This window comes from Streptomyces sp. NPDC092296 (assembly GCF_044755465.1).
Taxonomy (GTDB): domain Bacteria; phylum Actinomycetota; class Actinomycetes; order Streptomycetales; family Streptomycetaceae; genus Peterkaempfera.
Window position 1 is genome coordinate 274,475 of sequence record NZ_JBIVRB010000005.1, and the last position, 11,958, is coordinate 286,432.

The following is an 11,958-nucleotide window of genomic DNA, read 5'->3' on the forward strand; positions in this document are numbered from 1 at the left end:
CGGCGTCAGCGCAGGGTGGCGGTGAGGGCGGCGCGGGTGGGGGTGGGGTGGGTGAGCAGGTCGGTGCTGTCCGCGAACTGGTCGATGGCGCCGGTGAGCGGCAGGGCCCGTACGGCGGGGTTGGTGACCCGGGCGGTGAGGGCGGCCGTGAACCGTTCGGCGCGCAGCACCTGGAACGGGCGGTCGTGGTACGGCCGGGTGGCCGGGTCGACCGGGTCGGTGAGGGCCAGCCGGTGGTGCGCGGCGGCGACGGTCTCGTACGCGCGGCACAGCCACCGCTCCCGGGTGCGCCAGTCGGTGGCGGCGAGCGCGGCGGTGAGGACGGGGGTGAGCCCGGGTCCGTCGGGGGTGCGGGCGAAGGCGCTGCCGAGCCATTTGCCGTACGGCGGGTAGCGGCGGGCCATCAGCAGGCAGAGCCGCATCAGCTCGCGGACCAGCCGGGCGGCCACCACGGCGGAGCCGAGTTCGTCGCCCACCTCGCCGCAGCGGCCGACGAACGCCTCCTCCTGGGAGATCCGCTGCCACTGGCAGGCCAGCAGGTGCAGCCAGAGGTCGTGCGGGTACCAGGCGAGGGCGGCCCGCGCCGGGGCGAGCCGGCCGAGGCCGTCGTGGAAGACGGCGCCGGCGGTGACCTCGGCCAGCCGCTGGGTGGGGGTGGCCAGCCAGTCCGTCGTGGTGACGCCGTCGCCGGGGTCGAAGCCCAGCTGGGCGGTGAACCAGGAGTGCGGGTCGGTGACCTCGACCCGGTGGTGTACGGGCCCGTCGGTGGCCCGCATCACCCGGACCTGCTCGTTCTCCCCGGCGGCGAAGTGGGTGGGGTAGCCGTGGAAGGTCTTCGGCAGCCGCCGGGAGAGCAGGTCGGTGATCCGTTCGCCGTACCGGGCGGCGTCCGGCGGGTGCAGGAAGAGGGTCAGCCGCGGGCCCCACTCGTGGTCGGCGGAGCGGGCGGTGTCGAAGCCGAGGACTTCCGAGCCGCCGCCCAGCCGGGCGGCGGAGTACGCGACGCCGGGCAGGGCCTCGTCCAGCAGCGGGCGCACCGCCTCGGTGTGGAAGCGGCGGCAGAGTTCCAGGCCGGGGAGGAAGGGCGGCGGCGTCATGCCGCAGAGGCTGCCGGATCGGCGGGCGGTCCGCGACCGGTTTTGCCGGCCCCCGGCCCGCCCGCCTGCCGGGGCGGGTCAGTGGTGGAAGGCGACCTTGGCGTTCTCCGGTCGGGCGTGGCCGGTCAGCTCGGACAGTGAGCGGCGCAGGTCCTGGATGAAGAGGGCCATCTTGTCGCCGCTGATGCCGTGCCTGATCAGCACCCGCTGGATGACCGTCTGCTGCCGGTCCGGCGGCAGCGGGTAGGACGGCACCTGCCAGCCGCGCATCCGGAGGTCGTCGGAGAGCCGGTACAGGTCGAAGGGGGAGCCGTCGGGGTCCTTCAGCGTGTAGGAGACGGCGGGCAGCGCGCCCCGGCCGTCGTACAGCAGGGTGAACGGGCCCAGCTCGGCGATCTCGTCGGCCAGCCGGGCGGCGGTGTCCAGGCAGTACTGCTGGACCCGGCGGTAGCCCGCGCGGCCCAGCCGCAGCAGCAGGAAGTACTGGGCGATGACCTCGCCGCCCGGCCGGGAGAAGTTCAGCGCGAAGGTCGGCATCCGGCCGCCCAGGTAGTCCACGTCGAAGACCAGCTCCTCGGGCAGGTCGGCGGCCTCCCGCCAGATCGCCCAGCCGATGCCCAGCGGCGCCATGCCGTACTTGTGCCCGGAGGTGTTGATCGACTTGACCCGGGGCAGCCGGAAGTCCCACTCCAGCTCCGGCTGGACGAACGGCGCGATGAACCCGCCGCTGGCGGCGTCCACGTGCAGCGGTATGTCGAGGCCGGTGTCCCGCTCGATGGCGTCCAGCTCGGCGGCCAGCTCCTTGACCGGCTCGTAGTCGCAGGTGAAGGTGACGCCGAGGATGGCGACCACGCCGATGGTGTTCTCGTCCACGTGCTCGCGCAGCTGTTCGGGGCGTAGGCCGGTCGCGCCTGGCCGCAGCGGCACCTGGCGCAGCTCGACGTCGAAGTAGCGGGCGAACTTCTCCCAGCACACCTGCACCGGCCCGCAGACCAGGTTCGGCCGGTCGGCGGGCTGCCCGGCGGCCTCCCGGCGCTTGCGCCACCGCCACTTCATGGCCAGGCCGCCGAGCATCGCCGCCTCGCTGGAGCCGGTGGTGGAGCAGCCGACGGCGGTGGCGCTGTCCGGGGCGTTCCACAGGTCGGCGAGGATGTGGACGCACCGCGACTCGATCTCGGCCGTCTGCGGGTACTCATCCTTGTCGATCATGTTCTTGACGAGGTTCTCGTCCATCAGGCGGTGGACGTGGGGCTCGCTCCAGGTGGTGCAGAAGGTCGCCAGGTTCTGCGCCGCGTTGCCGTCCAGGTCCAGTTCGTCGTGGATCAGCTGGTAGACGATGTACGGGTCGGTGGGGCCGTCCGCGAGGCGGCGCCGGGGCAGGGTGCCCTCGCTCAGTGGAGTCGCGTACACGTCAAGCGAATTGGCCCGGCGGCTCCGGTCCACTTGGTGCAGGGCCATGGGTGCCTCCTCGACTGGACGGCGGGCGGATCGGTACGGGCGTGCCGCGTACGGGCCGCGCCTGCCCGGCCCGGCCGCTGCCGGTCAGGGCGCACCGCCCATCGAACGCCAGTGTGGTGCGTGTCGGCGGGTGCCGCCACCGCGACGCGGAACGGAACTCCGGCGCACCCATGGGCAAGGCCGACATCGGTCTCGACCAGTTACTCCGTCCGTGGAAACGCCGACGCGTTCGGGGTGGCCGGCCGGTACGGCGAGTTCGTGCTCGGCGGCGGCGCCGACTTCCGTGGCGGGTTCGGTGGCGGCAATGAAACTGACCGCCGCCGAGGTCGGCGCGCTGCCCGGCCGGGCGGCCCTGGTGGTCCGTGGGCCCCTCCGGCGTCCCGTCCGACATGCCGTCGGACCCGCCCTCCGGCGGTGCGCCCGCCATGCCGGAGAGCGCGGCCCCCGGCGGCAGCGGCCTGCCGCCGATCACCGTCGGCGGCGCCGTCGTGCCGGTGGTGGCGGCCCGGCGGCGCAGGTCGGGTGGGCGTGCCTGACGCGACGTCAGCAGGAGTCGAATCCCGCTCGCTCGGCCGGTCGGACCGGGCGGGAATCCGCCTGCCGGGGGGCGTGCGGCCCTGGCAGGGGGCGCGCGGCTGATCCATGCGCAGGTGGACGCATCCGCGCGCTGGTCCCGATGCCTGACTACGGGGAAGGTTCACAGTGTGGCGGGCGCTGAACCCGGTGCTCCCGTCGAGCGCATCGCGAAGGGACTTCGACATGGCCCGCATGCCCGGAGCGCAGTACCGCCCCGTCGTCAACGTCCACAAGGACGGCGTCCTGGAGCGCCGCGGCCTGGTGCTGCACGTCCAGGACGACACCGGCAACCCGTACGCCTGGTTCAACAACCCGTCCTCGCAGGCGAGCAGCGACTTCTGGGTGCAGCGGGACGGGAGCATCGACCAGTACTGCGACACCGGCGTGGACTACGCCTGGGCGCAGGGCGCGGGCAACCCGTACTACGCCTCGGTGGAGACCGAGGGCCACCCGGACACCGCGCTCACCAGCGACCAGGTGGAGGCGGTGGCGCAGATCTACGCCTGGGGGCACTCGGAGTTCGGCTGGCCGCTGGCGGTGGTCGACTCGACCACCGCACACGGGTTCACCTACCACGGGGCGGGCGGCGCGGCCTGGGGCAACCACCCCGACTGCCCGGGTGACCTGCGGAAGGCCCAGCGGGCGGCCATCATCTCCCGGGCCAAGGAGATCCTGGGCGGCGGCAAGGACGGCGGCGGCGCCACGGTGAGCCTGGCCCACGTCGTCGCGGCGGCGAAGGCGGACCCGAAGGCCGCGCAGGGGCACACCACCTACCGGGACGAGGTGCTGGTGGTGGAGAAGGCGCTCCAGGCCGAGGGGCTGCTCGCCGCCCAGTGGGTGGACGGCAGCTTCGGTACGAAGACCATCACGGCGTACGCGGCCCTCCAGCGCCGCTACGGGTACAGCGGGGCCGACGCGGACGGCATCCCCGGCCGCAAGAGCCTCACCAAGCTGGGCGGCGCCCACGACTTCTCCGTCACCGCCTGAGCCGGCCGCCTGAGCCCGGGGCCGAGGCCGGCTGCCTTCAGCGGCTGCCCGGCGGCCGCAGGAGCGTACCTGGGCCGGGCCGTGGGCGGCGGCCGGGAGTCCCGAGTGGCCGATGTGCGGGTGCCCCGGGTGTGCGACGGGCGGATCGTGGCCTCCCGCCGACCACCACGACCACGCCGCCCTCGCCGCCGCCGCGCCGGGGGCCGCTCCGCAGTCGGGGCGAACGAGTCGCGGTGCGGCGCGGCAGCGGAGGGCGGCGCGCATCATGGGTACGGGGGCCCGTTGCGGGCCCCCGACCGCACCGCACTGGCGGGCCGATCGGTCTGTCGGGCGTCGACATATGCCATAGGGCAATGAATGAGCCGCGTATGAACCAGCGTTGCGCCCTGAACCCCGCTTGGACCGTTGCCCTAGGTAAACTATAACCTTCGATCATGGTCACAGGTGGTCAGGAAGCGAGGCGGCACGGGGCCCTCCAGCGGGCTCCCCGCCTCCCGGCGCGCGAAGGGCACCGCGCGCCGCAGAAGTGCGCTCAGGCGAGTTCGCGGTCCTCGACCGCCGCGCCGTCCGGCTCCGCCGCGCGGTGGAACTCCTCCAGGCCCACCAGCAGCGAGGCGCGGGCGGAGGGCGGCATGTCGGCCAGTGTGGCCCGCAGGTCCTTGCGCCGCAGCTCACGCAGCTCGGCGAGCAGTTCGACCCCCTCGCCGGTCAGGTGCAGGATCACCTGCCGCCGGTCCGACTCGCCGGTGTCCCGGTCGATCAGCCCGGCCGCCTGCAACCGGTCGCAGAGCCTGCTGGTCACCGACGCGGCGGTGCCCAGCTCCTCGGCCAGCCGGCGCAGATGGATTCCCCGGTGCCGGTCGATGGTGATCAGGGCACGCATCTGGGACGTGGACACCGTGGTGCCCAGCGCCTCGTGCGCCCTGCCCCACAGCACCACCAGTGACTCGACGGCGTACAGCATCGCGGTGGCGACATCGTCGGGGGACGTCAGGTGGGCGGTGCGGGAGCGGGGGCGGTGGTACGTCATGCGGCAACCCTCCCAACTCCCAGCTTTCCACAACAGTGTGCCTCACCCGCGCGCCGGTGCTGCCGCCGCCGCAGGCCGGACCGCCTGGCAGGGGCACGCCCGATGACCGCCGACGACCGGGTCTGCGCCGCCCGCCGGGCCCTCCAGGGCGCCGTACCGGACGCGTTGGTGACCGTCCTCGACCGGGTGCTCTCCGAGCACTTCCGGGCGGTGGGCAGCAGACTGCTGCTGATCGACTACAGCATGTCACTGCTCTGCCCGGTACGGATCGCCGTCCCGCCGCGCGGCGGAGCAGCGGACGGACCGGACGCCCCGGGCCTCCCCGGCACCGGCGACCCGGCCCCGGACCCGGCCGGGCAGCAGGGCCAGCACGGCCAGCACGGCCAGCACGGCCAGGACGGCCAGGACGGCCAGGACGGCCAAGGCGGGCCGGAGGACGGCGGCGCCCCGCCGGAGCCGGTCAACGGCACCCCGGCGGGCCGGGTCTTCGCCGCCCAGCGGCCGGAGGCCACCGGGCACACCCTGCTGCTGCCGGTCACCGTCCGGGGCGACCGGCAGGGCGTGCTCGAAGTACGGCTGCCGCAGCCGCCCGGCCCCACCGAGCTGGCCGAGCTGGCCGAGGTCGCGGGCGCCCTGGGCCACGCCCTGGTGGTCGCGGACCGGGAGACCGACCTCTATCTGCGCGCCCGCCGCCCCCGGCGGCTCACCCTGGCCGCCGAGATGCAGTGGCAACTGCTGCCCGGCCGCTCCTGCGAACGCCCCGAGTACAGCCTCGGAGCACACCTGGAGCCCGCCTACGCCGTCCACGGCGACCACTACGACTGGACGGCCGAGGCCGACCAGCTGACCGTCTCGGTGACCAACGGCATGGACCGGGGCACCCGGGCCGCCGCCCTCACCGGGCTCGCCGTCGGCGCGCTGCGCAACGCCCGCCGCCTGGGCGAGCGCATCCCGATCGCCCATCAGGCGAGCCTGGCCGACCAGGCGATCTACGGCATGTACGGCGGCAAGAGCCATGTCTCCACGCTGCTGCTCCACTTCGACCTGGAGACCGGCCGGGTCAGCGCGGTGGACGCGGGGTCGCCCAAGGTGCTGCGGCTGCGCGACGGCCGGGTGGACGTCCTGGAGCTGGACGCGCAGTTGCCGCTCGGCATGTTCGAGGAGACGCACTACGTCTCCCAGGAGCTGCCGGTACGCCCCGGCGACCGGCTGGTGGTGGTGAGCGACGGCGTGCACGGCGCGCGCTCCCCGCGCGGGGAGCTGTTCGGTGACCGGATGCTGCTGAACGCCATCAGCGGCAGCCGGATGGCACCGCCCGCCGAGGCCGCCCGGCTGATCATCCGACAGGTGGGCGAGCACGAGGCGTCGGATTCCGGCCGGGGGCCCGCCGACGACGCGGTGGTGGTGGTCGTGGACTGGCGCGGCAGGTGAGCGGCCCGCCCGCCCGCAGCGGTCTCGGCCGGCCGGGGGACGCCTTTCACCCAAAGGACGCGAACGCGTCGCGGGGGTCGGCACCCGGTGCCAGATTGGGGTCCGAGCCATGCACCCGCCGGTGGCAGCCCGCGCCGGCCAGCTGACGGAGGACCCATCGTGCCCGCATACCGCCACCGCGTCCCGACCCTGGTCGCCGCTCCGCTGCTCGCGGCGCTGCTCCTGGTGTCCGGCTGCTCCGGCTCCGACTCGTCCAACGCCGGCGGCGGTGGCAGCGCTGCCGCCACCGGCGGTACCGCCGCCGGCTCGCCCTCACCGAGCAGCACCCAGGAGAAGGTCAAGCTCGCCAAGACCAAGTTCGTCGCCAACGCCGGTCTCGCCGCCGGGGCCACCTACCAGTGGCTGTACAAGCCGTACAAGGCGGGCAAGTTCAAGAAGGGCGCCGACGGCCGCAAGATGGCACTGGTCAAGGGCGCGCTGGCCGGTGCGTTCACCTACAACCGGCTCAAGGCGGCGATCAAGGACGCCCAGGGCGACCCGACGCTCTCCAAGGCGGTGGCCCCGCTGACGGCCGGGGTCGAGAAGCTCAAGCAGACCGCGACCAGCATCCGCAGCGGCGACAACGCCGAGGGCGGCGCCAACCAGTTCCAGGGCGTCATCGACAGCTTCAAGCAGGCGGGCAAGGCGGCGGGCGCCGACGTCACCAACAAGGTGCCCTCGCTGAGCCAGCTCAGCTCGGGCGGCTGACGCGTCGGCGGGGGCGGCGGCGCGGGAGCGAAAGGCGCGCGGCAGGCGGTGCGGACGACCACCAATCCGCCGACCGACCGGCCACGAACAAGGCAGGGACGGCACGGCCGCCCCGGTCGTCGCACCCGCCCGGACCCGCCCGGTCCCGGCCCGACAGTCCCCGGAGGGACCGCATGCCGCCACGCCGCCCACAGCCCGCCCCGTCGAGCGCCGGCGCGCCACCGCGACCGTACGCCCCCTCAGCATCCCCCGCGCCCCCAGCATCCCCCGCGCCCCAAGCGCCCCCCGCCCACCCCGGCCCCAGCGCGCGCCAGGGCGCGGCCCGGCGGGAGGCGGGGCAGTGAGCGAAGTGGTGCACCTGGCCGGCCCCGGCATGCGCGAACCCGCCCTCGAAGAGCTGCTGGGCAAGGTCTCCCGGGGCGACCAGCAGGCGTACGAACGCCTCTACGACGCCGTCGCCGGGTCCGTCCTCGGGCTGGTGCGCCGGGTGCTGCGCGACCCGGCCCAGTCCGAGGAGGTGGCCCAGGAGGTGATGGTCGAGGTCTGGCGGTGCGCCGCCCGCTACGACAGCGGCCGGGGCAGCGTGATGGCCTGGGTGATGACCCTCGCCCACCGCCGCGCGGTGGACCGGGTCCGCAGCGCGCAGGCGTCCGCCGACCGCGACCGGCGGGCCGCCTCGATCGGCGTGGGACCGGCGTTCGACGAGGTCGCCGAGCAGGTGGAGACCCGGTTGGAGCGCGAGCAGGTGCGCCGCTGCCTGCGTACGCTCACCCAGCTCCAGCGCGAGTCGGTCAACCTCGCCTACTACCGGGGCTGCACCTACCGCGAGGTCGCGGAACTGCTCGGCGTGCCGCTCGGCACCGTCAAGACCCGGCTGCGCGACGGCCTGATCCGACTCCGCGACTGCCTGGGGGTGACCGCGTGAAGACCGCGCCCGACCTGCACACCCTCACCGGCGCGTACGCCGTGCACGCCCTCACCGCCGAGGAGCGGGGCCGCTTCGAGGAGCACCTGGCCGACTGCGCCGCCTGCGGCCAGGAAGTACGCGAACTCCAGGCCGCCGCCGCCCGGCTCGCCGCCCCCGAGGCCGTCTCCCCGCCGCCGGAGCTCAAGCGGCGGGTGCTGGCCGAGATCGCCACCGTACGGCAGCTGCCGCCGCGGCTCGCCCCGGGCGACCCCGCCGGCCCGGCCGCGCCGCCGCCGCCCGCGCCGCACCGGCCGGCCCGGCTCCGGCCGCGCCTCGCCCTGGCGGCCTGCCTGGCCGGAGCGGTCGCCCTGGGCGCCGCCGCCTGGCAGTTCCACCGGGACGACGACCGGGCCCGCCGGACCACCGCCGAGGCACGGCAGGAGCAGCAGGACCTGGCCCGGCTGCTGACCGCACCGGACGCCCGCACCGCCACCACCCGGTCCGGCGGCGCCACCGCCGCCGTCGTCTGGTCCGCCGCCGCCGACCGGGCCGCCTTCCTGGCCAGCGGCCTGCGCCCGCTGCCGGCCGGCCAGGCGTACCAGCTCTGGTACGACGACTCCGGCACCATGCGGCCCGCCGGACTGCTGCCGCCCGGCGGTACCACCCGGCTGCTGGCGGGCCCGCTGCACGGCGCGGTCGGCGTCGGCGTCACCGTCGAACCGGCGGGCGGCTCCCCGCACCCGACCGGCTCCCCGGTGCTGCTGCTGGCCCTCCGCTGACCGGGCGCCGGGCGGGTGGCGGGTCGGTCCCTGGGCTCAGGCCCTGGCCAGCAGCAGCTGCTGCACGTCCAGGTATCCGGTACGGAATCCGGCCTCCGAGTACGCGAGGTACAGCTCCCACATCCGGCGGAACACACCGTCGAAGCCCAGCGCCGCCACCTCCGCCCGCCGGGCGTCGAACCGCTCCCGCCACAGCCGGAGCGTCTCGGCGTAGTGCGGCCCGAAGCCGTCCCGGCGCAGCACCCGCAGCCGGGTGTGCGCCGCCGTCACCTGCTCCACCGCCGCCACCGACGGTATGAGCCCGCCGGGGAAGACGTACTTGTGCATCCAGGTGTAGGTGTGCCGGGTGGCCAGCAGCCGGTCGTGCGCCATGGTGATCGCCTGGAGGGCCGCCCGGCCGCCCGGCGCCAGCACCCGGTCGATGGTGCCGAAGTACGCGGGCCAGTACCGCTCCCCGACGGCCTCGATCATTTCCACGCTCAGCACCGCGTCGTACTCGCCCCCCACCGCGCGGTAGTCCTGGAGCCGCACCTCCACCCGGTCCGCCACCCCCGCCCGCGCCAGCTTGGCCCGGGTCAGCTCCCGCTGCTCGGCGGAGAGGGTCAGCGTGACCACGGTGGCCCCGCGCCGGGCGGCGCGCAGCGCCAACTCGCCCCAGCCGGAGCCGATCTCCAGCACCCGGGTCCCCTCCCCGACCCCGGCCAGGTCGAGCAGCCGGTCGATCTTGCGGTGCTGGGCGGCCTCCAGCAGTTCCCAACGTGCCACCGGCACCCCGCCGTCCTCCTCGAACACGGCCGAGGAGTACGTCATCGACGGGTCCAGGAAGAGCGCGAACAGGTCGTTGGACAGGTCGTAGTGCCGCTGGATGTTGCGCCTGGCCCCGTCCGGCGTGTTGCGCTCGGCCACCGGCTGCGCGGCCACGTAGAAGCGGCGCAGCCACTGGAGGCCCGGCGGCACCAGCGTCTGCGGCGACCGGGCCAGTACGGTGAGCACCCCGGCCAGGTCCTCGGCGTCCCAGTCCCCGGCCTGGTACGCCTCCCCGAAGCCGATCAGGCCGCCGGTGCCCACCCGGCGGTGGAACGCCTCCGGCCGGTTCAGCCGCAGCACCGGCAGCCCCGGGTCCGGCGGCGGGTCCTGCGGCAGCCGTACGCCGAGCCCGGAGCGGCGCGCCACCCGGGTGAGCAGCGCCGCCGCCACCCGGGCCCGCACCCGCGAGCGCGGCACCCGCGCCACATCCGGCCACCGCTCGGCGTCGATCGGCTCGGGCGCCTCCGGGCTCCCGCCGCCGGGTCCGCCGTCCACCGCCGCATCGGTCGGCTGTCCTTCGATCGAGTGAGTCACGGGTCTCCTCTCCTCCGGATGCACGGTCAGGTTCGACCCTGCCCCCGTCCCTGGCAAGGCCATGCACCGCGCCGGCCGGCCGATCCCCGCCGTGCGGCCGGACCCGCCCGAAGGCCCGCCCGTCGAGCGAGGGATGACGGCCGGTCATGGCGATGGCGGTACGGCTCGGGTGGCGCCCCGGGATCTGCTTCTCGGAGGGCTGAGAAATTTCACTCGTCTGCCGCGCATGGTGTGTTGAGCCCTGGGTAGGCGGGCGCCACTGGCCCGCGCGACCCCCGACGCGCAGGACATACCGAGGGAGGGACAGCAGTGATGAGGGTTGACTTCGCACCAGCAGCCGAGGCCCACGCCCCCGCCGAACCGAAGGCCGCCCCGCTCTACCCGGTGGCGGACGCCGCCGCGCCCGTCGTACTGCCCGACCTCCCCGACCTCCCCGACCTCCCCGACATCCCGTCGGCACGCGACATCGCCACCGCCGACGCCCGCGCGCTGTCCAAGGTGCTCTTCCGGCGGATGGCCCAGTTGGAGGAGGGCACCCACGAGTACGCGTACGTCCGCAACACCCTGGTGGAGTTGAACCTCGCCCTGGTGCGGTTCGCGGCGGCCCGGTTCCGGACCCGCAGCGAGCCGATGGAGGACATCGTCCAGGTCGGCACCATAGGGCTGATCAAGGCCATCGACCGGTTCGACATCGACCGGGGGCTGGAGTTCCCGACCTTCGCGCTGCCGACCGTGATCGGTGAGATCAAGCGGTTCTTCCGCGACACCAGCTGGGCGGTGCATGTGCCGCGCCGGCTCCAGGAACTGCGGCTGGACCTCGCCAAGGCCAGCGACGAACTGGCCTTCACCCTCGGCCGCGAGCCCACCTCCGCCGAACTGGCCGAGAGGCTCGGCATGCCGGAGCGGGACGTCTGCGAGGGCCTGGTCGCCTCCGCCGGGTACACCGCGTACTCGCTGGACGCCCAGAGCGACGACGACGAGACCGAGGGGTCCATCGCGGACCGGCTCGGCGAGGAGGACACCGGCCTGGAGGGCGTCCTCGACCATGAGGCCCTCAAGCCGCTGATCGCCGCGCTGCCCGACCGGGACCGGCGCATCCTCTCACTCCGCTTCGGCGCGGAGATGACGCAGTCCGAGATCGGCGCGGAGCTGGGCATCTCCCAGATGCACGTCTCCCGGCTGCTCTCCCGCATCCTCGCCCGGCTCCGCGAGGGCATGGCCGGCACCGCCCCGGCGTAGCCGCTGCCCCGGGGGCGCCGAGAACCACGCGAGAAACCCGGCACGGTCGTGAGCCGCAGTCGCAGCGGCAGCGGGTACCACCCGGTGCGGCTCTGCGGGTGACCGGGCGCGCAGTTCCCCGCGCCCCTTGGGCGGTGCCCGAACCGGCGCCCCGGCTCAGCGCCGGACGGCGAACAGCGCGGCCGTGATCCCGGCCAGCGCCGTCCAGGCGACCCAGAGCCAGGCGTCGGCGCCGAAGGCCGCGCTGTACGCGCTGACCAGGACCAGGCAGCCGGTGGTGACCAGCAGCAGCCCCCGGGTCTGCCGGGTGCCGGGGTGGGGATCGCGCGGAGCGGATGATGCCATGGCGTGTCCTCCGAGTTCCGT

The 11,958-nt window shown here is 74.7% G+C and carries 11 protein-coding genes; 6 read left to right on the forward strand and 5 right to left on the reverse strand.

What is annotated here, in order from left to right:
- Nucleotides 1–5 precede the first annotated feature (5 nt).
- The gene (locus tag ACIQGZ_RS16180) at nt 6–1,097 is read right to left on the reverse strand and encodes a DUF4037 domain-containing protein (RefSeq protein ID WP_402602310.1); all 1,092 of its coding nucleotides are present in this window, start codon (nt 1,095–1,097) and stop codon (nt 6–8) included.
- 78 nt (nt 1,098–1,175) lie between these two features.
- The gene (locus ACIQGZ_RS16185; RefSeq protein WP_402602312.1) at nt 1,176–2,555 is read right to left on the reverse strand and encodes a glutamate decarboxylase; all 1,380 of its coding nucleotides are present in this window, start codon (nt 2,553–2,555) and stop codon (nt 1,176–1,178) included.
- A gap of 759 nt (nt 2,556–3,314) precedes the next feature.
- On the opposite strand from ACIQGZ_RS16185, the gene ACIQGZ_RS16190 reads away from it, so the two are divergent.
- On the forward strand, nt 3,315–4,118 hold the full coding sequence (locus tag ACIQGZ_RS16190) for an N-acetylmuramoyl-L-alanine amidase (protein ID WP_402602313.1): 804 nt from the start codon (nt 3,315–3,317) through the stop codon (nt 4,116–4,118).
- Between the two features lie 532 nt (nt 4,119–4,650).
- Here the strand turns inward: ACIQGZ_RS16190 and ACIQGZ_RS16195 are convergent.
- Nucleotides 4,651–5,148, reverse strand: coding sequence for a MarR family winged helix-turn-helix transcriptional regulator (locus tag ACIQGZ_RS16195; protein ID WP_402602314.1), 498 nt, complete (start codon nt 5,146–5,148; stop codon nt 4,651–4,653).
- A gap of 102 nt (nt 5,149–5,250) precedes the next feature.
- Between ACIQGZ_RS16195 and ACIQGZ_RS16200 the strand changes: the two genes are divergently transcribed.
- The 4 genes from ACIQGZ_RS16200 to ACIQGZ_RS16215 all read left to right on the forward strand — a co-directional run bounded on the left by ACIQGZ_RS16200 (nt 5,251) and on the right by ACIQGZ_RS16215 (nt 9,012).
- Nucleotides 5,251–6,579 carry a PP2C family protein-serine/threonine phosphatase gene (locus ACIQGZ_RS16200; RefSeq protein WP_402602315.1) on the forward strand — a complete coding sequence of 443 codons (1,329 nt, stop codon included), beginning with the start codon at nt 5,251–5,253 and terminating at the stop codon, nt 6,577–6,579.
- Nucleotides 6,580–6,738: 159 nt separating this feature from the next.
- Nucleotides 6,739–7,326, forward strand: coding sequence for a hypothetical protein (locus ACIQGZ_RS16205; RefSeq protein ID WP_402602317.1), 588 nt, complete (start codon nt 6,739–6,741; stop codon nt 7,324–7,326).
- A gap of 373 nt (nt 7,327–7,699) precedes the next feature.
- On the forward strand, nt 7,700–8,251 hold the full coding sequence (locus ACIQGZ_RS16210; RefSeq protein ID WP_402602387.1) for a sigma-70 family RNA polymerase sigma factor: 552 nt from the start codon (nt 7,700–7,702) through the stop codon (nt 8,249–8,251).
- Nucleotides 8,248–9,012 (forward strand): anti-sigma factor domain-containing protein, encoded by a 765-nt coding sequence (locus ACIQGZ_RS16215; protein WP_402602318.1) that lies wholly within the window; start codon nt 8,248–8,250, stop codon nt 9,010–9,012. Before ACIQGZ_RS16210 ends, ACIQGZ_RS16215 begins: the two co-directional genes overlap by 4 nt.
- 36 nt (nt 9,013–9,048) lie before the next feature.
- On the opposite strand, the gene ACIQGZ_RS16220 is transcribed toward ACIQGZ_RS16215, so the two are convergent.
- Nucleotides 9,049–10,353, reverse strand: coding sequence for a class I SAM-dependent methyltransferase (locus ACIQGZ_RS16220; RefSeq protein ID WP_402602319.1), 1,305 nt, complete (start codon nt 10,351–10,353; stop codon nt 9,049–9,051).
- A gap of 312 nt (nt 10,354–10,665) precedes the next feature.
- On the opposite strand from ACIQGZ_RS16220, the gene ACIQGZ_RS16225 reads away from it, so the two are divergent.
- Nucleotides 10,666–11,592, forward strand: a complete 927-nt coding sequence (locus ACIQGZ_RS16225) for an RNA polymerase sigma factor SigF (RefSeq protein ID WP_402602320.1) — start codon at nt 10,666–10,668, stop codon at nt 11,590–11,592.
- Between the two features lie 156 nt (nt 11,593–11,748).
- On the opposite strand, the gene ACIQGZ_RS16230 is transcribed toward ACIQGZ_RS16225, so the two are convergent.
- Nucleotides 11,749–11,937 carry a hypothetical protein gene (locus ACIQGZ_RS16230; protein WP_402602321.1) on the reverse strand — a complete coding sequence of 63 codons (189 nt, stop codon included), beginning with the start codon at nt 11,935–11,937 and terminating at the stop codon, nt 11,749–11,751.
- Nucleotides 11,938–11,958 lie beyond the last annotated feature (21 nt).